14 protein-coding genes are annotated in these 23,242 nt (G+C 60.4%); 6 read left to right on the top strand and 8 right to left on the bottom strand.

What is annotated here, in order from left to right; all coding sequences use genetic code 11:
• Positions 1–43 precede the first annotated feature (43 nt).
• Both ACTQ0H_RS02430 and ACTQ0H_RS02425 read left to right on the top strand, forming a co-directional pair.
• A complete protein-coding gene (locus ACTQ0H_RS02430) occupies positions 44–2,194 on the top strand; it encodes a methionine--tRNA ligase (protein WP_441537774.1) in 2,151 nt (716 codons plus the stop codon).
• A 151-nt stretch (positions 2,195–2,345) separates the two neighbouring features.
• Complete coding sequence (locus ACTQ0H_RS02425; protein WP_441537773.1) at positions 2,346–3,449, top strand: RsmB/NOP family class I SAM-dependent RNA methyltransferase; 1,104 nt, start codon at positions 2,346–2,348, stop codon at positions 3,447–3,449.
• Between the two features lie 23 nt (positions 3,450–3,472).
• Here ACTQ0H_RS02425 and ACTQ0H_RS02420 read toward each other — a convergent pair whose 3' ends face one another.
• Positions 3,473–3,643: a hypothetical protein gene (locus tag ACTQ0H_RS02420; RefSeq protein WP_441537772.1), complete on the bottom strand. Its 171-nt coding sequence runs from the start codon at positions 3,641–3,643 to the stop codon at positions 3,473–3,475.
• 188 nt (positions 3,644–3,831) lie between these two features.
• Between ACTQ0H_RS02420 and ACTQ0H_RS02415 the strand changes: the two genes are divergently transcribed.
• Complete coding sequence (locus ACTQ0H_RS02415; protein WP_441537771.1) at positions 3,832–4,923, top strand: hypothetical protein; 1,092 nt, start codon at positions 3,832–3,834, stop codon at positions 4,921–4,923.
• Between the two features lie 106 nt (positions 4,924–5,029).
• Here ACTQ0H_RS02415 and ACTQ0H_RS02410 read toward each other — a convergent pair whose 3' ends face one another.
• Positions 5,030–5,920 (bottom strand): DegV family protein, encoded by an 891-nt coding sequence (locus ACTQ0H_RS02410; protein WP_441535688.1) that lies wholly within the window; start codon positions 5,918–5,920, stop codon positions 5,030–5,032.
• Positions 5,921–6,238: 318 nt separating this feature from the next.
• Here ACTQ0H_RS02410 and ACTQ0H_RS02405 point away from each other — a divergent pair, with 318 nt between their 5' ends.
• From ACTQ0H_RS02405 to ACTQ0H_RS02395, 3 genes are all read left to right on the top strand, one after another.
• Positions 6,239–8,155 carry a fructose-1,6-bisphosphatase gene (locus ACTQ0H_RS02405; RefSeq protein ID WP_441537770.1) on the top strand — a complete coding sequence of 639 codons (1,917 nt, stop codon included), beginning with the start codon at positions 6,239–6,241 and terminating at the stop codon, positions 8,153–8,155.
• 78 nt (positions 8,156–8,233) lie between these two features.
• Positions 8,234–8,629, top strand: coding sequence for a GtrA family protein (locus ACTQ0H_RS02400; RefSeq protein ID WP_427728966.1), 396 nt, complete (start codon positions 8,234–8,236; stop codon positions 8,627–8,629).
• Between the two features lie 220 nt (positions 8,630–8,849).
• Complete coding sequence (locus ACTQ0H_RS02395) at positions 8,850–9,257, top strand: GtrA family protein (RefSeq protein ID WP_370450581.1); 408 nt, start codon at positions 8,850–8,852, stop codon at positions 9,255–9,257.
• A gap of 399 nt (positions 9,258–9,656) precedes the next feature.
• Here ACTQ0H_RS02395 and ACTQ0H_RS02390 read toward each other — a convergent pair whose 3' ends face one another.
• From ACTQ0H_RS02390 to ACTQ0H_RS02365, 6 genes are all read right to left on the bottom strand, one after another.
• Positions 9,657–10,547: a DUF4430 domain-containing protein gene (locus ACTQ0H_RS02390; protein WP_441537769.1), complete on the bottom strand. Its 891-nt coding sequence runs from the start codon at positions 10,545–10,547 to the stop codon at positions 9,657–9,659.
• A gap of 9 nt (positions 10,548–10,556) precedes the next feature.
• Positions 10,557–17,840 carry a DUF4430 domain-containing protein gene (locus ACTQ0H_RS02385; protein WP_441547732.1) on the bottom strand — a complete coding sequence of 2,428 codons (7,284 nt, stop codon included), beginning with the start codon at positions 17,838–17,840 and terminating at the stop codon, positions 10,557–10,559.
• A 586-nt stretch (positions 17,841–18,426) separates the two neighbouring features.
• A complete protein-coding gene (locus ACTQ0H_RS02380) occupies positions 18,427–20,190 on the bottom strand; it encodes an ABC1 kinase family protein (protein WP_441537767.1) in 1,764 nt (587 codons plus the stop codon).
• Between the two features lie 8 nt (positions 20,191–20,198).
• A complete protein-coding gene (locus ACTQ0H_RS02375; protein WP_229770640.1) occupies positions 20,199–20,609 on the bottom strand; it encodes a hypothetical protein in 411 nt (136 codons plus the stop codon).
• Between the two features lie 153 nt (positions 20,610–20,762).
• Positions 20,763–22,286, bottom strand: coding sequence for a C69 family dipeptidase (locus ACTQ0H_RS02370; protein WP_441537766.1), 1,524 nt, complete (start codon positions 22,284–22,286; stop codon positions 20,763–20,765).
• Positions 22,287–22,385: 99 nt separating this feature from the next.
• Positions 22,386–23,240: a bifunctional 5,10-methylenetetrahydrofolate dehydrogenase/5,10-methenyltetrahydrofolate cyclohydrolase gene (locus ACTQ0H_RS02365; RefSeq protein WP_441537765.1), complete on the bottom strand. Its 855-nt coding sequence runs from the start codon at positions 23,238–23,240 to the stop codon at positions 22,386–22,388.
• Positions 23,241–23,242 lie beyond the last annotated feature (2 nt).

Raw genomic sequence — 23,242 nt, 5'->3', positions numbered from 1 at the left:
GCCCCGCGCCCGGCCACGCTCTCACCATATGCGAAGGAGTCCCATGGCATCCAAATACTCCATGAACGACCGTCCCAGCTGGCCTCGCCGCGCCATCGTAACCGCCGGCGAGCCCTATGGCAACAAGGGCCTTCACTTTGGCCACGTTGGCGGCGTCTTTGTTCCGGCCGACTTCTTCGCCCGCTTCCTGCGCGACCGCCTGGGCCGCGAGAACGTCATCTTCACCTCGGGCACCGACTGCTACGGCTCGCCCATCATGGAGAGCTACCGCAAGCTCAAGGAGAACGAGGGCTACGATAAGTCCATTAGCGAGTATGTCGAGTCCAATCACTCTCGTCAGGCCGCGACCCTCAACAACTACAACATCAGCTGCGACATCTACGGCGGCTCGGGCCTTGAGCCGGCGGCCCAGATTCACAACAAGGTGACCGCCGAGATTATCGAGCGCCTGCACGAGCAGGGCACCATCTCCAAGCGCTCTACCCTTCAGTTCTACGACGCCAAGGCCGGCACGTTCCTCAACGGTCGCCAGGTCATCGGCCGCTGCCCCATCCAAGGTTGCAAGTCCGAGAAGGCTTATGCCGACGAGTGCGACCTGGGCCACCAGTTTGAGCCCGAGGAGCTCATCGCGCCCAAGAGCCAGCTCACCGGCGAGGTGCCCGAGCTGCGCCCGGTCGACAACCTCTACTTCGACCTGCCCGCCTACCTCGACTTTATGAAGACCTACACCGCCAAGCTCGCCCAGAACCCGCAGGTTCGCTCCGTGGTCTCCAAGACCATGGAGGAGTGGCTGCTGCCGGCACAACTCTACATCCAGAACAAGTTCCGCGAGGCCTTCGATGCCGTCGAGGACCAGCTCCCCGAGCACACCGTGCTGGAGCCCGAGGGCAACAAGAGCAGTTTTACCGTCACCTTCCCCAGCTGGAAGGAGCGCGACGACGCCCACGCGGTGCTCGCCAACGGCGGCGTGCGCTTCCGTAGCGGCAAGGCGCTCGTGCCCTTCCGCATCACCGGCAACATCGACTGGGGCGTTCCGGTGCCCGAGGTCGATGGCGTCTCCGACGTCACCTGCTGGTGCTGGCCCGAGAGCCTGTGGGCGCCCATCAGCTACACCCGCACCGTGCTCGCCCGCGATGCCCGCGCCGCCGGCGTGACCGAGGGCGTCGCCGCCCAGGATGCCGCCCTCATGGGCGAGCCCGCCGCCGATTCCACCCAGGTCCCCGCGCCCACCTACCAGCACAGCTCGCTCGACTGGCGCGACTGGTGGTGCTCGGATGACGCACAGATCTACCAGTTTATCGGTCAGGACAACATCTACTTCTACTGCATCGCGCAGACCGCCATGTGGGAGGCCCTGGGTTGGAACCTCACGCAGAGCACCGTCAGCGCCTGCTATCACCTGCTCTACATGGGCAAAAAAGCCAGCTCGTCCTCGCAGACGCCTCCCCCGCCGGCAGACGACCTGCTCAACCACTACACCTGCGAGCAGATGCGCGCGCATTGGCTGTCGCTCGGCCTGTCCGAGAAGCCGGTGAGCTTTAGCCCCAAGGCATATGACACACGCGTGACCGGCAAGGACAAGGACGGCAACGAGGTGCGCGCCTGCGACGACAAGCGCGTTATCGACCCGGCCCTTAAGGAGAGCGCGCTTTTGACCGGCGTGTTCAACCGCCTGGCCCGCAGCTGCTTCTACGGCGTCGCCGTCAAGGAGGGCGACGAGAGCCCCTACCGCAACGGCTGCATCCCCGCCGGTGCCGCCTCCGCCACCGTGGTCGAAGCCGCCGAGCAGGCAGCTCTCGCCTTTGAGCAGGCCATGTACAAGTTCGAGACGCACCGCGCGCTCGCCGTGTGCGACGACTACCTGCGTGCCGCCAACAAGCGCTGGAGCGACGCCTCCAAGGCTGCCAACAAGCTCGAGGGTAGCGAGGCAAACACCGCAATGACGCAGGCACTGGTCGACGCCTTTACCGAGCTGCGCGTGGCGACCGTCCTGATGCACGGCATCGTCCCGGCCGGCTGCGAGCTCATCTGCGAGTACTTCGACGTCGATCCGGTCGCCTTCTTTAGCTGGGACAACATCTTTGCCTCCACGGACGAGTTTGTGGAGAGCCTGGGCGAGAAGCCCGGCGAGCACCGCGTAAAGCCGCTGCCCCCGCGCTTCGACTTCTTCAGCAAGCACGAGAGCCAGTACTAGACAAACGCCAAGGCAGACTAGTCAATTTGGGACGGGGCTATTTTAGCTACCCCGTCCCAAATTTAACTGCAACGCCTGCCGAAACGGACGGGTAGCTAAAATAGCCCCGTCCCAAATTGACTACTTTTAATGGAATGGGAAGGAAAGACGGATGTCCAAGCCGCGTCGTCGTAAGCAGAAAAAGCAGGTTAAGCCCGAGCTCAAGCTTAGGCAGTTTGCCGCCACCGAGCTTTCCGACCAGCTTGCCGCCCAACACTCCGCCGCCGACCTGCCGCGCTTTATGGTCGACACGGTCGCCGGCGCCTATGCGCCTGCCGATGCCGAGCTCATGATCGAGGGCTTTGGCGCCGCCGCCACGCGACCGGTCACGCTGCGCGCCAACACGCTCAAGGCGACCGCCGAGGACATCGCCGCCGCGCTCGACGCAGCCGGCATCGCCCACCAAACCGTTGCCTGGTACCCGGACGCTTTCATCCTGCCCGAGGCCCAGGTATCCGATCTGTGGGATCTCGACATCTACCGCAACGGCAAAATCTATCTGCAGAGCCTGTCGTCCATGATGCCTCCTTTGGTGCTGGGCGCTCAGGCCGGCGAGGATATCCTGGACATGTGCGCGGCCCCCGGCGGCAAGACGACGCAGATCGCCTCTCTCACCCAGGGACAGGCGCACCTCACCGCCTGCGAGATGAGCATTCCCCGCGCCGAAAAGCTCGAGGCCAACTTGGACCGCCAGGGCGCCAAAAACGTGCCCGTCATGCGCATCGACGCACGCGAGCTTGACGAGTTCTTCCGCTTTGACCGCATCCTGCTCGACGCCCCCTGTACCGGCACGGGCACCGTCATCAGCGGCAACGAGAAAAGCCTGCGCGGCCTGACCGAGCAGCTGCTCTGCAAGTGTGCCCGCTCGCAGCGCGCGCTTCTGGACCGCGCCATGGGCGCCCTCAAGCCGGGCGGCACGCTCGTCTATTCGACTTGTTCGATCTTGCCGCAGGAAAACGAGGACGCCCTGCAAGAGGCCCTCGACAAACACATGGACTGCGAGCTCATTCCCCTCGACGGCACGCCGAGCGAAAGCGAAGCGCGTCGCGCCCAGGAAGCTGGCGAAGAGCCACGCGTCGAGAGCAACGCCCTCACCGAGGCCATCGCCACCGGCCACGTCTCGACCGTCGCCAACGGCATGCCCGGCACGCTGACCATCCCACCCAGCCGCGACTTTGAGGGCTTCTACATCGCTCTGATCCGAAAACGCAGCTAGCGCACGGATTCAAACTCAACAGACTATCGCCGTGCGCGCCTGTCCTGCTGGTCCTTATGCCGCGCAAGCGCTTCACGCTCCTTGCGCTCGGCCTTTTTGCCCTTAATGGCCGTAACCACAAAGTAGATGACCGCGGCGGCTACGATTGCGCCCACGCATAGGCCAATCGAGCTCAATATTGTCGTGATTTCCATACCGCGCCACCTCTCTTATAAACGGGACATCCAAGATAGCACCTCGATTCCCGCCACCACAGCTCCTTCACGTTCGCGGCCCTTCAGTCTAACGGATGGCGCGGCGGGGAAAAATCAACACGTCAAACGTTTTAGCAACGTAGCGCCGGTCGCACGCTGCCGACCGCACATTATAGAAACGGACCGCAATGGATTCTCTCAACGATTTGAACGAGCGTGTTGACGCTTTTGTCGCCACCAGCTCCTTCGACACGCCCGCCGCGACGAACGACCAAGCCCCCATCGATGTTCCCGCCGAGGTTCACGAGGACATCGTCGCCTCGGTCGATTTCTCAGAGGTTGAGCTTGCGGACGAATTTACCGAGCCCCAGGTGGCTGTAACCCCCAGCGGCCTTTTGCCCATGGAGCCGCTGCCCATCGACGGGCGCCTGCGCAAGGCGGCCCTCCGCATGCCCGATGAGATCGAGGAGGCCAGCGGCTTTACGCTCTTTGGACGCCGCATCAAATCGCTCATCTATACCACCGACGTGGCGGTCATCCGCAACTCCAATGCCGACGCCGTGTTTGCCGTCTACCCCTTCACGCCGCAGCCCGCCATTACGCAGGCGCTGCTGACTGTTGCCGAGTGCCCGGTCTTTGTGGGCGTTGGCGGCGGTACCACCACCGGTAAGCGCTCCGTGCAGATGGCGGCCGTCTCCGAGATGCAAGGCGCGGCGGGCTGCGTGGTCAACTCCCCCGCTACCGCCGAGATGGTCGAGCACATCACCAACATCGCCGACATCCCCGTCATCGCCACGGTCGTTCGCTGCGATGACGATGCCCACGCCAAGGTGCGCGCCGGGGCCAAGATCCTCAACATCGCCGCCGGCAAAAACACACCCCAGGTCCTACGCGAGCTGCGAGAGCACTATCCCAGCCTGCCGCTCATCGCACCGGGTGGCAAGACGCCCGAGAGCATCCGCGAAACCATCGCCGCCGGCGCCAACGCTATCATCTGGACGCCGCCTTCGGCCCAGCAGCTGCAAACCGACATGATGGAGCGCTACCGCAAGATGAAGGAAGACGCCACGCCTGTCATCTCGCGCGACGATGTGCCCATTATCGACCAGGTCGCCGCCGCCGAGGTCAGCCAGGTCGAGAACATGAATCCCGACGTGCCGATTCCCGACGAGGTCATCGAACGCGTCGCCTCGATCCACGATCATATCGCGGAGCGTCGTGCCAACCGCGGACTCAAGCCCTCGCTACACGGTTTCTTCTTCCGCGGAAAGAAACGCTAGCAAAACATCTTGGCCCGCCCCGCAAACAACGGGACGGGCCTTTTTCTGTTATCAAATGTCAGGAGGACAGGCGTAGCCGTTAAAACCGTCAGCCAGCCCACAAACGTTAGTCCACGCGCTTGTCGCCCATAAAGAAGAGCGCCACCGTACCAGGTCCGGTATGCGAGCCAATCAGAGTACCGATGTCATTAATCTCAATCTTGCCTTTAAGCTGCGGAACCTGTTCCTCTATCAGCGCCGCAACTGCCTCGGCATCCTCGCGACACGCCGAGTGCGACATGATGCACTTACCCGAATAATCCGCACCGCCCTGCACGTGTGCCATCATGGTCTTAGCCATCTCGGAAATCGCACGCTTCTTGGTGCGAATCTTCTCACGCGGCGCCAGCTCACCTTCGCAATCGACCGTCATAAGCGGGCAAATCTTGAGCGCCGTGCCGATAATCGCGCTCGCGGCCGAAATGCGACCGCCGCGCAGATAGCTCGACAGATCGGTCGAGAAGAACCAGTGGTGCAGGTTGAGTTTATGCTCCTCAATCCAAGCGGCCGTCTCGTCGAGCGAAGCGCCGCCATCGCGAACGTCGGCGGCACATTCCGCCAGCAGGCCAAGGCCCGAAGACGCCGCCAGCGAATCGATGACGCGCACCTTGCCGCCCTGGGGATAGCGATCCGCGAGCATCTGCGCCGCAACGCAGGCCGATCCATACGTGCCCGAAATACCCGACGACAACGTCAGGTGCAGCACGTCTTTACCCTCGGCAACAAGCGGCTCCCAAAACTCCTCGTACTCACCCACGCTCACCTGAGACGTCTTGGGCATGGCGCCCGCGGCAATCTGAGCAAAAAACTCGTCCGGCGTAATCGACTGATACAGATCGTCCGTATAGACAACATCGTCGATCTCGTAATGAAAACACACGACAGGAATATTGCGCGACGCAAAGAACTCACGGGTTCGATCGGCGGCGGATTCACAGGTCAGGACAAAATCACTCATATGAGGCTCCTTACTCATTGCTGCGCAAATTATCGCACAGCATGCGTGAATACGGTACAAATGTCCGTTATTCACCAAATTGAACCAAAGGTAGTGAACATCTTTACCGTCATCATCTCTAGCGATCCCGGAGGTATGCGCCTGCAAAAACGACCCTACGTCTCCACTCAACCGCCACATCTACCTCGACTAAATCGATTTAGCAAACCGTTCGGCCAACAATTCAATCTCCTAACCCCAATCGAAACAAAAGCGGCGCATACTGATAAACGTTTGGCGCTGTTTATCAGTTTTACCAACCACATCGGAAGGTGTTTCATGGTCGCATTCGATCGCAATCCGCAAGACTTCAAGTATCTGCGCCTGCTGTCGAGACAGTTCCCCACCGAGCAATCCGCATTCACCGAGATCATCAACCTCTCGGCCATCCTCAACCTGCCCAAGGGAACCGAGCATTTTATGAGCGATGTGCATGGCGAGTACGAAGCCTTTATGCACATCCTCAACAACTGCTCGGGCGTCGTGCGCGAGCATGTCGACGAAATCTTTGGCGACACGCTCTCCTTTAACGAAAAGGGCGAGCTGTGCACGCTCATCTACTACCCGCGCGAGAAGATCGATCTGGTCCGCAGCCGGCACGAGGACTCGCCCACCTGGTACAAGACCATGCTCAACCAGCTCATTGTGGTTGCCCGCTCGCTTTCGAGCCGCTACACCCGCTCCAAGGTACGTAAGGCCATCCCGCGCGATTACGCCTACATCATCGACGAGCTGCTGCACACGCATCCGGACGAGAACAACTACCGCGTGCGTTATCACGAGCGCATTATCGAATCCATCTTGGAGACCGCCAGCGCCGACGACTTTATCGAGTCGCTCGCCTCACTCATCAAGCGCCTCGCCGTCGACCACCTGCACTTGGTGGGCGACATCTTCGACCGCGGCGGCGGCGCGGCCAAGATTATGGACCGCCTGCTCACCTATCATTCGCTCGATATTCAGTGGGGCAATCACGATCTGTTGTGGATGGGCGCCGCTGCCGGCGAGCCTGCCTGCATCGCCACGGTGCTACGCAACAACCTGCGCTACGGCAACTACGAGATTCTCGAGAACGACTACGGCATCTCGCTGCGCGAGCTTGTCGCCTTTGCCAACGCCACCTATACCGCCGGCGAGCCCATCAGCCCGCTCATCAAAGCCATCAACGTTCTGCTCTTTAAGCTCGAGGGCCAGATTATCCAGCGCCACCCCGAGTTCGACATGGCCGACCGTCTTCTGCTCGACAAGGTCGATCACGACACCGGCACGGTCACCCTCGCCGACGGCAGCGTGTGGCCGCTCACGACCAACGACTTCCCCACCGTCGATCCAGCGGACCCCTACACGCTCACGCCCGAGGAACAGCACATCATCGACAAGCTCGTGTCCGAGTTTGTCACCGCCGATCATCTGCATCGCCACATCGATTTCCTCTATACCCACGGCTCCATGTATAAGGTCGCCAACGGCAATCTGCTGTTCCACGGCTGCGTACCGCTCAACGAAGACGGCACCTTTAGCAGCATGAACTGCCTGGGTACCTGGCACGCCGGCCGCGATTATTTTGATTTTTGCGACTATATCGCCCGCCGCGCCTGGCGCGCCGGCGACCGCGATGCCCTCGACTGGATGTGGTACCTGTGGATCGGCTTTAACTCACCCGCCAGCGGACGCGTGGTGCGCACCTTCGAGCGCGCCTACATTGCCGACAAGAGCACGTGGGTCGAGCCGATGGACCCGTACTACACGCTCACCACGTCCTCGTCCGTTTGCGACGATATCATGCGCGAGTTTGGCGTCGCCCCCATGGCCTGCTCGCCGACGGGCCATATCATCAACGGCCATACGCCCGTCAAGACCACCAAGGGCGAGCAGCCCATCCGCGCCAACGGAAAGCTGCTGGTCATCGACGGCGGTTTCTGTCGCGCCTACCACCCCAAAACGGGCATCGCCGGTTACACGCTCATCTCGAGCTCGCGCGGATGCCGCCTTAAGTCGCACCAGGCCTTTACCACTGTTGCCGAGGCGCTCACCCGCAATGTCGATATCGAGAGCGAGACCAACCGCTTTGACGAGGCCGACCGGCGCCGCATGGTGAGCGACACCGATACCGGCGTCAAGATTCGCAGTCAGATCCAAGACCTGCGCCAGCTCCTCGATGCATATAGAAACGGTGCTATCGAGGAGCGCGCCTAGCCCCGTCTGCGGGGATTGGTTAAACTTGCTGGGTTTGTCATCCCCGCGGCGCCCCGGCGCCACCCTAAGGCAGGTACCATGCAAAAGCTCCTTGCGCAGATCATAAAGTTTGGCGTCGTCGGCGTCGTTGCCACCGTCATCGACTTTGGCATCATGAATCTGCTCCACTACGGCCTGGGTCTCAACATCTTGATCGCCAACACCAGCGGTTTTATCGTCTCGCTCATCTTTAACTACGTCGCGAGCATGAAGTACGTGTTTGCACACAAGGAGGGCATGAGCCGCCGCCGCGAGTTCATCATCTTTGTCGTGCTATCCGTTATTGGCCTGGCGCTCAACGACGGCATCGTGCTTGCCCTCAACGCCGGCCTGGGCCTCGAGGCCAATATCGCCAAGATTTGCGCTACCGCACTCGTCATGGTCTACAACTTTGTAACGCGAAAGATCTTCCTAGAGGGCGAGCAGACCAAATAGCTCGGCCTCCTCGTTGCACTACGGGGACCTGCGGATGACGCGCGTCGAGCGTTGTTTATTCGTGGGCCTTGCTCGTTTACGGGAAGATTTGCAGCGTTTGCGGATTACCTCTTGAATATTTGGCGAGTTCGTATAGTTCTTGCCAAAGACCTTACGTTTGCCATGCAAAAGCTCTAAAGTATCTCGTTGCTCGTTTCATCAACGCATTGGATGTGATTACGTGCGTAACGCGCTGGCACAACCTCATACCAAGCAGTTCCTCAAGTTCGCTGTCGTGGGTCTTATCTCCTTTGGCGTCGACTGGGGTATGCTTATTGCGCTCGTCGAGCTGTTCCACCTCGACTTTTTGATGAGCACGACGGTCTCGTTTACCACGTCCGTCGTGGTCAACTACTGGCTCAGCATGAAGTACGTGTTCGACCATCGCGAGGGCATGAGCCGTAAGCGCGAGTTCACGATCTTTACCATCCTGTCGGTGATCGGTCTGGGCCTCAACGACCTGTACATGTTTGTGGGCGTCACGTTTTTGAGCATCGGCTACCAGGCCATGAAGGCCATCGCCACGTTCCTGGTCACCTGGTACAACTACTTTAGCCGTCGCTTTTTCCTCGAAGGCGCACGGTCGTAGTCAGCCAAACATAATCTCGCTTCGCAGCCGGTTGGAATTCTCGTTCCAACCGGTTTTTTGTTTGCAGAGTCTGCCGAGGAAGGCGGGCTACGGTGCATGAATGGGACGCAGTTTCCCCATGAACGCCGTTCCGGAAAGTGTATCCCAGATTGCAGCCTCAGAATGGGACGCAGTTTCCCGCGGACGCCGAAACGGAAAGCGCATCCCGTTATCGATGTCTAGAACGAGATGCGCTTTCCCAATGGATGCTGATGCGGAAACTGTGTCCCGGAATTCACCTTCAGAGTGGGATGCGATTTCCAGTTGAGCCTCGATTGGGAAACGACGTCCCATTCGCATAAAGACGGGCGGCTCGGATGTTGGTCCGAACCGCCCGTTTGGCATGTTATGTCAAGGCATTTAACCCGTTACGTAATACCAGACGACGCTGTCGCCATTGGAGAGAACGTAGTTGCTGCACGCCGTGTTGGGCGTTACGCCGTTGACAGAGTACATCCAGCCGCTTGTACCACCGTGCTCCTTCTCGGCCAAACCACCGATAGCGGCGACATACGTGCCGTACGATGAGCCGTGCGCATTTACGGAAAGGCCCAGGGCGCACAGGGCATCGTAGGGGGTAGCGCCCTCGTTGAAGGTGAACGTACCGCCAGAAGACACCGGGTTACCCACGGCACTCGACGTCACAGAGACCGTCACGGTAACGTAGCCAGGCTGCTGCGAGCTGCCCTGATTGCCAGCAGAGGCGCTGTCGCCGTTGGATACAGACCCACCGCCAGACACCGAGCCGCCGCCCGAAGAGGAGCCGTCAGAAGAACTCGATCCACCAGCGGATTCGGAGTCCTGTCCGGCAGACGCGTTGTTGGACTTCTTGCCGCCCTTGCCTTCGGACTTCTTCTCTTTCGAATCCTTGTCTGACTTCTCGTCCGAAGACTCGGAAGCGTCCTTGGAATCCGATTCATTCGAGTCCTTGGACTCGGAGTCCACAGCGTCAGAAGACGAGGAGCCCGCTGTCTCCGTCTTGCGAGAGGCGATAGAGCCAGAGTCGGCAACGTTCCTCCCCGCCACGGCCCGAGCGATCCAATCGATGGACCAGGCACCGCTGGCGGAAGGGTGAACAAAGCCCAGCGAGACGACAATCAGCGCGATGCAGACGGCCGTCAGAGAGCCAAGCAGCGCCTTGCGCCGAGAGGCGGACGCCGCCGAGGCGGCGCCCTTTTGCTTAGCATCGTCGAGCTGAATGAACGACGAGTCGGGTTGCTTGGAGTCGGCGTCCTGAGGTTTATTGGACACAGCTCTCACCTACCGGCGCTTGGTAAACACGAACACGCCAATGACCGCAAGCCCGATCATGCCGGCCGCAACACCAACAATGGCGAGCGGGTTGAAGCCAGACTGCTGTGCCAGAGCCTCAGCGGACTTCTTAGCGGTAGTCGCGGCAGCCGAGCCCGTATCGGACTTGGAGCTGGACTTGCTGGACTTCTTGTCAGACTTCTTGCTGTCCTTCTTGTCGGACTTGTCGGAATCCTTCTTGGAATCCTTGCCGTCCTTGGTCTCGGTCTTGGTCGTGGTGGATACCGGCTTCTGGCCCGGAGCAACAGCACCGCCAGTCTGCTGGCCATTTGTGCCGTTACCGGAGCCAGAACCAGCCCCGGCATTACCCGAGCCGCCATTGGAGCCGCCATTGCCGCTATTGGAGCCAGAGTCACCGTTGCCGCCAGGGGTAACGGCATTCTTGGTCCACTTAGCGTAGAGCGTCATATCGGCCGTCACCGCAGCGCTAAAGTCATACGCCTTGGTGCAAGCCTCATCGGTATACCAGCCACCAAAGGTGTAGCCCTCACGCGTCGGATCGGCCGGCTTGGCGACAGAGCCGTTGGCGGCCGTAGTCTGAAAATCGACCTTGGACCCCTCGCCGGCATTGAACGAAACCTTAACGCCAGCATTCAGCTTGAACAGCGCGCCAGAGTCGTTGATGTAGTACAAGTTGCCCTGGGCATCACAAGCGATTGGCGAGTCACAGTAGTTGTTGTGTCCTGCTGCACTAAACACACCAGAAGCCTCAGTGTCACCCAACTTGTAACGATATACGCCACCGCCCGAGGTGTAATTGCCTTGGGCAGTGGTCCCACCATAGTTGACGGTGAAATACACGTAGTAGGTCCCATCGGCCTGAGCACTCACCAGCGGAGCACCCTTGATGCCACCAGCAGGAAGCGCAGTGCCATCAGCAGACGAAACCAGCGTCGTGGCAAAGTCGTCGGCCGGATCAATAATCGCTAGCGCAGAGCCGCCAGCAACCTCGCCGCCAACAATCAGCTTGTTGCCATCATACGACGTAGGCGCACACGCGCAGCCGGTAAGGCCAAGGTCAACTACGCGCTCCTCGGTAATTCGCGAAGCGGAATCCGCATCGCGTGAGTCGCCATCAGAAATCGCCAACACGTGCAGCTTGCCGTCGCGCGAGATGAGATAGGCATGGCTGCCGTCAGCCGAAAGCACGCAGGTGGAGTTGACAATCGCCCCAACCGAAACGCTGCCGAGCACATCGCCCGAAGACTTGCTGAGCATCTCGACGGTACCGGCACTGGTGGGAACCAAGACAAAGTCATCACCCACCGTAGCGCCTGTCCAGTAATAGCCCTCATTGGCATTGACATGCTGCCAGGAAACAGCACCTGTCAGCATATTAATGCGCGTCAGGTGGCCGTTGTTGTACGTACCCGATCCAAAATCGACATCAACGGTACCAACATAGAGATAGTTGCCATCAACCGTCATCTGAGAATTCGACTGGGCAACGTCGCTCACCGCATCGGTAATCCAAACTGTCGTAAGAGCATCGGCAGTCAGGGCCTGAACCGCACCGCCATTGAGCGGGACGACAACCAAACCGTTCGCATAAATCGGGCGCGAGGTATAACCGACCGCAGCCTTAAGTTTCGACTCGGCAAGGACCTTGCCCGACTCGGCGTCAATCTTTAGCAAACGCTTGTTGACGGCAAGATACACGTTGCCGTTCACGACAATAGGCTCGCTCGCGTTGGGATACGCCGAACCGGAATACGCCTTCCAATCGAACGTCCAGGAGCTCGCTAGCGCACCCGTAGGCGTCGAAACGTTCTCGACCGCCGCATTGGACTGGCCGTCCCAATCGGACTTCCAATCGGTCGGACGCGGGGCGCTCGGATCGACTACGACCTCGTCGGGATTAGGCACCGTGTCGCCGGCAGCATAGGCCCAGACGATCGTGTCGCCCGATTTGACAACGTAGTCGCTATCGATTTGGGGTCCGGGAACACCGTTAACAAAGAACGACCAAGCGCCGGCCAACTTAGCGCCGTCAAGCGGAGAGACAAGGCTGTGAACGCCCCAGAAGCCCAGCTGATCGTACATCTCGAACTTGATGCCCAAAGCATCAAAGTAGGCGGCAGTGGCGTCCTTAATCGTCGTGCCCTCAACAAACACCTGCGTCGAAGGATCGGTCCAGCGCTGCGCCTTATCGTCCTTCTTGCCGATGATCTCCATCGAGACGGAGACCTGACCGGGCATGGCGCCATCGGAACCATAGACCCAGGTAACCTCGTCGCCGGCCTTAAGCGTGTAGTTGCCGGCGCCAACATTGGCCATCTTGCCGTTAACGAAGAACTGCCAGGACTTCCAGGTGCTTTCGTTAACCTGTACGGTCGAAAGCTTCACGCTCTTATTGAACGGAGAAGTCAGCGAATTGAGGAACCAACCATACGAACCGGTTTGAACGTCGGCGCCAATGCCGGCCTGCTTAAAGACCTGCTCGGAAAGATCGGCGGCAGTTGCGCCCTCTTCCACCAGTGCAGTCGTAGGCTGCGCCCACGTCTGCTGGGCACCCGAAGCGTCCTGACCGATAACGGTGCAGCTTACCGAAAGCTGGTCGGTGGGTGCAGCGTCACCGTACTTCGAGTAGCACCAGACGACGGAGTCGCCCGCCTCGAGGGAGTAGCTGCCAGCGCCCACCGATGCGGCGACACCGTTAATGAACAGCTGCCAATACGCGCCCGTCGCTGAATCGTACGCAAGAGTGCGGCCTGCATCGAAAGGCGACGCAATGGAGTTGAGCACCCAGCCCCAAGAGCCATTGGGGTCGTAGTCGGCCTTGAGACCGGCCTGCTTAAAGAGCTCTTCGGAAAGATCGGCGGCCGTCGAGCCATTCTTGAGCGTGTACTGCGTCGCGGCAGCCCACGTTTGCTGTTTGCCCTTGGCATCGACGCCGATAACTGTGCACGTCGCCGTAACCTCGGGATCGTTTAGACCGCTCGTGCCCACGACCGTCAACGTTGCCGAGACATCCTGGTTCGCAAGCTTGGCATACGTGGCATTGTCGGGATAGCGCTCAGCATAGCGAGCGAACTTCTCGCTCGTCAGGCGCGAGGAAACGACAACCTTCGTGTTGTACTGCGGCTGCGTGACCTTCAGGTTCTCTGCGGAGACAATAGAGCTGTTGCTCGACTTAAACAGACGCCAATCCTGCCCGGACATCGCGTCATAGCCAGGCAGATCGACCGGAACAATACCAGGGGACGTCGAATCGGTCGTTGCCTTGTTGTAGCTCCAGGCAAGGTTGCCGTCGGCATCGAGATACGCCTTCTGGAAGGCGTGCATGTCCGCCGAAACGGCATTGGAGTGCTGGCCATTCAGAATGGCGTCAGCATAGCCGGCCTTCGCCTTTTCCATAAGAGAAAGCTCGGCATCGAGCTCACCCTGGTCCTGCGGAGCAATCGCTAAATCGAGGGTCTTACTAGCCGTGACCTCGGAGTTCGACTTGTCGGTCACCGTGAGGGTAATCTTGGTGTTTGCAGCCTTGGCTCCGGGCAGCGGCTGGTAGACCGTGCCCTTGTAGCCGTTGAACGTAATGTCATCGGTGCTGGCAGAGTACTTGACCTCGTAATACTTGCCGTCGATATTGAGCGTGCTCGTGCGCGGCATCTGCAGGTCGGCGGTCAAGCCGTCCTTGTTGGCGACCACGTCGGTGCCGGAGTACTTGATATTATCGTAGGTAAAGGCCGCATCGACCTTCTCCTGGAGCGCCTTCTTGTCGGCGTTGACTTTCTCGGGATCACCCTTAACCGTCACGACAAAGTCGTGCGAGCCGGCAAGCTTGATGTCGCCGCTCGTAACCGTAACCTTAGCGGTCAGCGTCACGTCTCGATCGCTCGATGCGCGCGAAACCTTACCTGTCTTATCTTCCCAGCTATAACCAGAAACAAACAGGCGATCGGTGTCGGAGCTTGTCCATTCAACAGAGAATTTCTTTGCGGAACCCGCCTTGTACGGAAGCGTGACATTTTGGGTCACGCCATCGGCGGACTCGCCCGCCGCGTAGCCAATCTGCAGGGATTCGGCAGCACTGTCAAGAAGGTCTTGCAGCTTAGCCTCGTCCCAAGCAACCTGCACCGTCTTGCTGGGCTGGTAATACACGGTCTTGCCATCGCGCGACAGCTCAAACACCACATCGGCGCTACGCAGACCGTCGATGTTGTAACCGGTGTAGTCGTTGGGGTCGATGTAGAAGAACGTCACATCGCCGTTGGTCTTATCCTGGGCGTCGGAGATGCCGACCGTGGCCTTAGCATCCTCGGCCTTAAAGAGCACGCCACCCTCGGAGACCTTAACGTCAACGTCGGTAAATCCCAGATCGGCAAGCTGCGCCTTCAGCGCGTCGTTAACGTTGCCGCCCTTAGCGCTGTAATCAACGGAGATCTGCTTATTGGAATCGTTGAGCTTTTGAACTGCGGCCTCAAGAGAGCCTGCGGCGATCACGGGATTGGCAGAGACGAGCTCGACCATCGAGCTGCCGCTCGTGGCGACAGCCTTCAGATACTTGCCCGCGGCAGAAGCCGAAACCGTCGCCTCGGCGCCCGACATATCGGGCAGCAGCGTCCAGTCGGCCGCCGGAGCCTTCGCGTCGTCGGCCGCATACCAGGCAACAGTCGCCTGACCGGTGACGTCGATACCGTTGGTGGCCGAACCGTCGGCGCGCTTAGCCTGCGCCGTCGCCTTAACGCTATCTCCCGAGACGAGATGGGTCGAATCACTATTGATCTGCGGCGTAGTGGTCACGCGCAGCAGGTTATACTCCCCCGCCGCGGTAACGCTATCGGGCGAAACCCACTCAACGGTGTTGTCGAGGGCGTTCGCCGTAACTTTGATGCGCTTGCCAACAAGCGCGTCCGAAATGGTCAGGCTGCCATCGGTCGTATCGATGCCGTCGGTGAGCTCGGTCCAATCGGCATCGCCCTCGCCCTTGGCATACCACGCCATGGTGAGCTCGGCATCGTCGGGCACGTCCTTGGTCGAGCCCGACCAGCTACCCGGAACCTGCACGCTCGGTGTGATCTTTGAGCCCACGCTGAGCGTAACGTTCTTGTCGGCAAGCTCAATGCCTGCCAGCTTGTACTGGCCCTTAAGCGTTACGGGACCGAGCGGAGCAACGGACTGCGTACCGTACGAGCTCTTCTTCTGCGTGCTGGAAACGGTATTTTCGCTCGTCACCTTCACGCGCAGGTACTTGCCAGCATAGGTGGCGTCAACGGTATAGGTCGCTTCGGTGGCACCGGGGATATCGGTGTAAGCGGAGTCATAGCTCGAGCTGGTATTTGCATACTGCCACTGATAGGTCACATTGTCGGTACGTTCGATATAACTGTAGTTCGAGCCGTCCTTTTTGCGTACCTTGGTCTTGAGCGTATCGCCCACGTGCACGCCATTGGTGGCGGGAGAGCCCTCGAACTGCACGTCGTAAAGCTCAACTTGGCCAGCGACGGAGACAGGACCCGCCGCATAGTACGGCTTCTGCTCGCCATAGCCGCCGTTGGCCTTGGCCACGACGTACCAGCCCTTAAGGGCGGCGGTCACCGTCAGGGTGTTACCGGTCTCACCCTCGATAGGCGTGTTGCACGAGCTGGCGGTATTCGACTTGCCCTTGTACCACTGCCACGTGACATGCGAGTCGGAGGTAACGTCGGTGGAATCCACCTTGGCGGTCGCCGTAATCGTGGAGCCAACCTCGACTTTGCCTGAAGTCGGGCTCATAGTCACGCTCGTGACATTAATTGAACCGGCAGCAGCAACGAGAGCACCCGTCGAGTTGGTCAAGCTCGAAGAGCCGATCTTCGAAGACACTTTACACTTGAGGTACTTGCCACCCAAAGCGTCGGTAAGCTCGAGAGTCTCACCCGTGGCGCCCGCAATGTCGGTATACGTGCCACTCTTGGTGTCAGAGCACTGCCACTGATAGTTGAGCTTGCTCGCGTCGATAAACGTCGAGGAGCCCTTCTCCTTGGCGCGAGCCTGGGCGGTATCGCCAACCGCGAACACGGAGGTGTTGGTCTTGGGATTGATGAGCGAAACCGCGTAGACGTCCACTGCACCGGCCTGTTTGACCTTGCTGGAAGTGGTCTTGCTCACCGTGTTGACGCCGGCAGTGGCCTCGACCTTAATGTACTTGCCCTCGAGGTCGTCGCCCACCACGAGCGTAGCGCCCGTCTCGCCCTCGATCTTGGTGAAGCCCGAGGACTGCGAGGTGGATGCGGACCACGTGTAGGTGACCTTGGCGTCGGAGCCTGCGGGGCTCGACCAATCCTTGTACGGCGTCGCCGTAAGGGTATCGCCTATGCTCGGCCTGTCGCTATTCAGCTTGACGCTGTAGAGTTCCATCTGCCCGGCACCCAACACGGGACCGGGGATGAAGTTGGCATTGATACCCGAGCCATCAGAAACGGACGGACCGTAGTAGTCCTTACCGTCCGCGGTCACCTTGCAGATGAAGTATTTGCCTTCCATCGCGGCGGTGACGGTGAGCGACTGCTCGTGGCCTACGACCTCGGTGTAGTCGGCGACATTGCTGCTGGCCCTGGTCGTGCCGGCGAGCCAGGTGTAAGTCCAGGTGCCAGGATTGGAGACGGAATAAGCCGAACTGTAGTAGTCGTCCTCATCCTTATCGTACATATTGGCCCAGAGCGTATCACCCGCATTGAGCGCGCCGGACTTCGTGGAATACGAGTAGTTCTCATCCTTGGTGTCCTGGATGCAGACCCTGGCCACGCTGGAAAGCGTCGTGGCAGAAGCGGCAGCGGCCTTCGGCTCGCCCTGCTCCGAAGCGACAGCGGGCATCGCGGCGGAGCTGTCAGACTCAGTCGCGTTGTCTGCAGCGGTGTCATCGCCATTCGCGGCACTCGCAGTTGCGCCCTGATCAGCGTCGGCGCCATCGGCAGCAGCGCTTGCCGCCGCGCTGTTCGCGCCGGCGTCGGCAGTGGCGCCTTCGGCCGCCGCGCCCTCGCCGGCCGTCGCAGCCTGAGCCACAGACTCGGCAATGCCCTCGGCGCCCTCGGCCCAAAGTTGCGCCGGCGTGGTACCAAAAGCCATGGCAAAAGCCAGGAACGCCACCAGACCGCGCTTGGCTATGCCGCGGGCAATCGCTCCATGACGACGCCACGAGGCGCGCTGGCACTCGTCCTCAAACATATCCATTTGTCTCCTACTGTCTGCACCTGGAGCATTGCCCAGCGGCTGCCCCACGTCATCGCGCATATTGCGCTCGAGTACCCCCATCGGGGTCCCCCCTTCCCTCCAGAGCCCAACGCGTACCGGCGGCATGCGTCGCGGCCGCGTACAAGATGGGAGGCGATCCGACTTAACCTTACCGGCCCGGGCACGCCGTCCGATCTGCGGCGCGGCCATCCCGGGCCAAGAGGAATTACGGTTACTGGTACAGCCGGGGACTTGCACCCCGATTCTCCCAAACGCGCAGGAAAACCGCGCATTCGTGCGTCTCCGCACCACCATCTAGGCCATCGATTATTACTGTCAATATGGTAGCACGCAAAAGGGCCCCGCACGCAGGCGAAGCCCAAGGTAAAAGCTATGGTTTGCGATAGGAAGGACTGTCGTCGGACCTTGCAAGAACAGCCCGTTTCAAAACTATGCCGGTTTACGGGGCTAATTCAGCACTTCGCAACCATATCTGCCATTTTCGAAAACCAACGACTCATCTACCTGCGGTTTTAAAAGCGCGAATTTCGGTATGCTCGAGGTTCGGCGCTCCAGCCCCGTAAACCGGCATAGTTTTGTTCGGACCAGCCCACGCCGGCGCGACGCAAGGCAAAATGATCCGTTTTCCTCCGTCCCCCAGGGGCCATTAACGCTTGCCGCCGTGACTGTTACGCCAGATCTCGCGGCCCAGCATCAGCGCCAGCACCAGCGCGCTCACGTAGCCCATAAAGCCAATGACCGGGATACCGAACACAACCGGCTCGATGCGCGCGTAGTACACCACCGACGAGCCGATAAACAGGCCGGCGATCACAATTGCCATCGACATGCGGTCGATAATTCCACCCAGCTGTCGCAGCGCCTTATCGCTGCTCATGATCTGCGTGTTCACCTTAAGCTGGCCGCGCGTGAGCATGCGCGACGCCAAGCCCAGATACTCGGCCGCCTCGAGCGAGCCTTTTGCCGCGCGATAGCTGCTCGCGGCAAGATCGTGCCCCATTTCGCGGACGCGCGCATAGGTGCTCTTCTCGTTTTTGATGTGCGTCTGGATGATCTGGATCATGTTGACGTCGGGCATATACTCGGTCAGCAGACCCTCGAGCGTCACCATGCCACGGGCGAACATCGTCACCACGCTCGGCAGCTCAACGTCGTTTTTGCGCGCCAGATTTAACAGCGAGGTCAAAAACTCGCCGATATCCAGGTCCTTAAGATCGAGCCCTGCAAAGTCGGCGACGATAAAGTCCAAGTCGGACAAAAAGGCCGAATGGTCGAGCTCGGCAGAGTCGCCGCGCGTCACGGCAAAGCGCATAAGCGAATCCTTGAGCTTGGGAACGTCGCCTTCGGCCACGGCGAAAATCATGTCCTTAACGATACCGCGGTCGTGACTCGACATGCGCCCGACCATACCCAGGTCGATAAAGTAGACGATGCCGTCTTTGAGGATGATGTTTCCCGCATGCGGATCGGCATGGAAAAAGCCATCATCGAGCACCTGCGTCGAGTAGTCCTCGACGATCGCGGCGCCAATCTTTTCCAAGTCATAACCCTCGGCTACCAGGAGCTTGGGATCGGCAATGGAGATGCCGTCAATGTAGTCCATGACCACGACGTGTTCGGTGCAAAGGTCCAAGTAGGATTTGGGACACGAGACGCCATGCACGCTTTTGTGGAAGTCATAGAAATCGTTGAGGTTTTTGGCCTCGGCCAAAAAGTTGGTCTCCTCGCGAAACGAGGTCCACAGCTCTTCGACCACGCCATGCAGGTCCACAAACTGATCAGTGTTGACGAACTTGGAAACGATGCGTACCACCGAGCGGATGATGTCGATATCCTGAGCCATCACCTGCTGCGCACCGGGGCGCTGTACCTTAACGGCCACGTCCTCGCCAGTCACCAGACGGGCGCGGTGCACCTGCGCGAGCGACGCGCTACCGAGCGGGTTGGGGTCAATCGCGTCGAATATCTGCCCCAGGCGCTGGCCGTATTCCTCTTCCAAACAGCGGAGCACTACCTCATACGGCACCGGCTCTACGTCGGAGCGCAGACGGCGCAGCTCGTCGCAAAACCGCTGCGGCAAAATCTCGGAGCGGTTGGCCAGAATCTGCCCCATCTTAACGAACATGGGACCGAGCTCTTCGAGCAGACGACGCAGGCGCACCGGCGTAAGGTTGTCCCACACGCGATACTTTTTGATCAGGCGAACGATCTGCCCAATGCGCTCACGACGACCTGCCGGCGTGAGCTGGTATTCCTCGTCCGGCGCCATCGCGTCGGGCTCCTCAGGGACCATATCGACAGCGCGCGGCTTCTTGCGAGCGCCCGAGACGGCGGCCTCGACCTCGTCGACAACCGCCGCCTCGTCACCCAAGGGATCTTGATTGTTGTAATCGGTGGTGGAATCTGCCATCTGCGCTGCTACTCGGCCTCTTCGGCATCCTCTGCGTCGTCGGGCTCAACGGACTCGACGGGCACCGAGGTCACGTTGTCCTCGACCGAATCGACGATGTCGCGCACATGGGCCAAAAATGCCGTGCGCTCGGGGGCGGTCATGACGCGCACGCGGGCGAGGATGAGCTCGTCGAGCACGCGCTGGGCCGCAGTCTCGCCCTGCATGCCCAGGCGCTCGGTAAGGTCGGAGATGGTGCCGCCGGCCTGCTCGAACATGTCGGACACGCTGCGGGCGATATCGGGGGTGCCGGCGTCCTTGCGCACCTGCTCGCCCTTGGCATTGAGGTCGTCGAGGACCTTCTTGCCGCCCTCGACGGCAACGGCGGCGGCGCCGAAGCCCACGTTGATGGCACCGTTAACAAGCTGATCGAATTTCATAACCATGGTTGGCTCCAATCGTGAACAACTTCATTGGCCTACTTGTACCCAAGATTGAGCAAACGACACAAAATCGTTTGTCACCGGGATAGAAATCGAGCGAGGCAAAGCCTTTGACGGCGTTTGCCTCGCTCGTTCGCTGCAATGTGGCTTTTACCTAATGTTATCGTTCATCGCGAAGGAATTCTTCATGGCACAGCTCGTGGTGTAGAGCACCTTGCCCAACAGGGCATCGGTCTCCACGCGCACAAGCTCGGCAAAGGCCTCGTTGGCGCGGGCGAGCTCGGCGGGCACCTCAGCCTCGGGCAGTGCGGCTACAACGGCGTCGACGTCGTGAATCTGCTTGTGGCCCATGCCGCCAACCTTCTCCTGATAATCCTCGACCGCGCGACCGCACTCATGGAAGCGGACATCGGCCAAGGCGCCAATCAGGCGATTTGCCCAATAGAAATTCTCGGACGTCACGCGAGCCTGCGTGTCGGCATAGTACTCGGGCATGGTCTCGACATTGGCGTACAGCGGCACAAGCGCGTTAAACGAGTTGGAGCCAAACGCCATCCACTGCACGGCGCGATACGCCGGCTGCGCATAGGGGCGCAGCTGCAGCACGGCGAGCTGGCTGTTGCGGTTGATGCCGATGGGACGATAGGCGCCGCGCGTGGCGGGCGTACCCTTGCTGCCGTAGCAGTCGTACTCCGTGCCCTGGTAGTGGCTCGAAAGCACGTACTTGATGTCCTCGAGGGTCACCTTGCGCTCGGGCACGCGGCTCCAGGGAATGTCATCACTCTCGGGCGTGTAGTCGGCGTCGGGACCGTCCCACACATCGCTGGGGTTGAGGCAGCGCTGCATGTACCAGGCGCGCGGCGTGTTGTAGACGTGGTCGCTGTCGCTGTGCGAGCCAAAGGCCTCGCGCGGGTTAAAGACCGCGGCGGGACCGTCGCCCTTAACGCCCAGCATCAGGTCCAGATGCCACTCGGCCATCCAGGCGCGTAGGTCAGCCGAGCACATGTGGTCGACCTGCGCGCCCTCGGCGTCGTCCAAGTCAAAGCTGTCGATACCCAGCTGGTTGGGCATGGTCACATAGGCGTCGTCGGGCACGCGCTTGGCGATCCAGTGGTGGCCGCCGATGGTCTCGAGCCACCAGATCTCGTCAACGTCGCTAAAGGCGATGCCGTTGTTCTCGTAGGTACCGTAGCGCTCGAGCAGGTCGCCCAGAATGCGCACACCGTCGCGGGCGGACTTGGCATACGGCAGCACCAGGGTCACCATATCCTCCTCGCCCAGACCGCCGGGCTGCGCCGGCGCATAGCCGTCCTCGCCCTCGTTACCCTTGGCGGGCACGTAGTCCACGAGCGGATCGGCGCCGCGGACGCGCTCGTTGGTGGTGAGCGTCTCGGTTGCGGACATGCCAACATTGAGCTCATTGAAGCCGGCCTCGGCCCAAATGCCATGACCCGGGACAACGTCGGGGACGCTTGTGTAACGCATGGGGTTGTCGGGCAGCTCAACGGTCAGGTGGCTCAGGACACTCGTGTAGACACGCGGCTGCTCGTCGGGATGCACTACGCGCATGCGCTTGGGCTCAAATACCCCATTGGGCGAGTCCTCGTTGCGGGCAACCAGCGTCGACCCGTCGTAGCTCGCGTTCTTACCGACCAAAATCGTTGTGCACGGCATGCGCATCCTCCTTGAGCGAAAAAATCAAACGGCAACAGTGTATCGCTTCGGTGCAAAAAGGGCGAAACCACAGCCTCGGCAGCCCCCGTGGTCAAAAGCCTATTTCGATGCGCGCTCGGCCGCTTCGATCACGTGTTTGGCGAGAATCGCGGTGGTCACAGCCCCCACGCCGCCCGGCACAGGCGTGATGGCGCTAACGACCGGCTCCGCAGCATCAAAATCGACGTCGCCGACCAGCTTGCCGGCGGCCTCGTCCCAGTTAATGCCCACATCGATGATCGTCTGGCCCTCGCGAACCGCATCCGCGCCAATCGTGCGCGCGCGTCCAACTGCCGCAACCACAACATCAGCCGCACGACACTCGGCAGCAAGGTCGCGCGTGTGCGTATGGCACGTCGTCACCGTGGCATTGCGAGCCGTAAGCATGGCGGCAACGGGACGGCCAATCACCAGAGACCGACCGACGACCGCAACCTTGGCCCCATCCAGCTCAACACCGTAATGGTCCAGCAACGCCAACACGGCCTCGGCCGTGCAAGGAGCAAAGCCCTCGCCTCGTCCCGAAAGCGTGGTAAGTAGCGAGGCCGGCGTCATGGAGTCGACATCCTTGGCGGGATCGAGTGCCGCGGCAACCGCATCCTCGTCAAGCCCAGCGGGCAGCGGGCGAAACACTAGGCAGCCATGAACGGCGGGATCGGCATTGATGTCCTTAATAGCCGCCAGCAGCTCATCCTGCGAAGCATCGGCAGGAAGCAAAACGCGGCGAGCCTCAATGCCAGCCTTTTCACAGCGCTTGAGGGCGCCGCGCTCGTACGATAGATCGTCCTCGCGCTCGCCCACACGAACGATGGCCAGCGTCGGCACAACGCCGCGTTCGCGCAGGACTGCGCAGCGAGCAGCGAGTTCCTCGGTCAAAGTACGGGCAACGGGAGCACCTTTCAGCAGCTCTGCCATGA

The sequence above is a fragment of the Collinsella sp. LCP21S3_A3 genome, from assembly GCF_052118905.1.
GTDB lineage: Bacteria > Actinomycetota > Coriobacteriia > Coriobacteriales > Coriobacteriaceae > Collinsella.
This window is presented reverse-complemented; position numbering and strand designations above follow the sequence as displayed.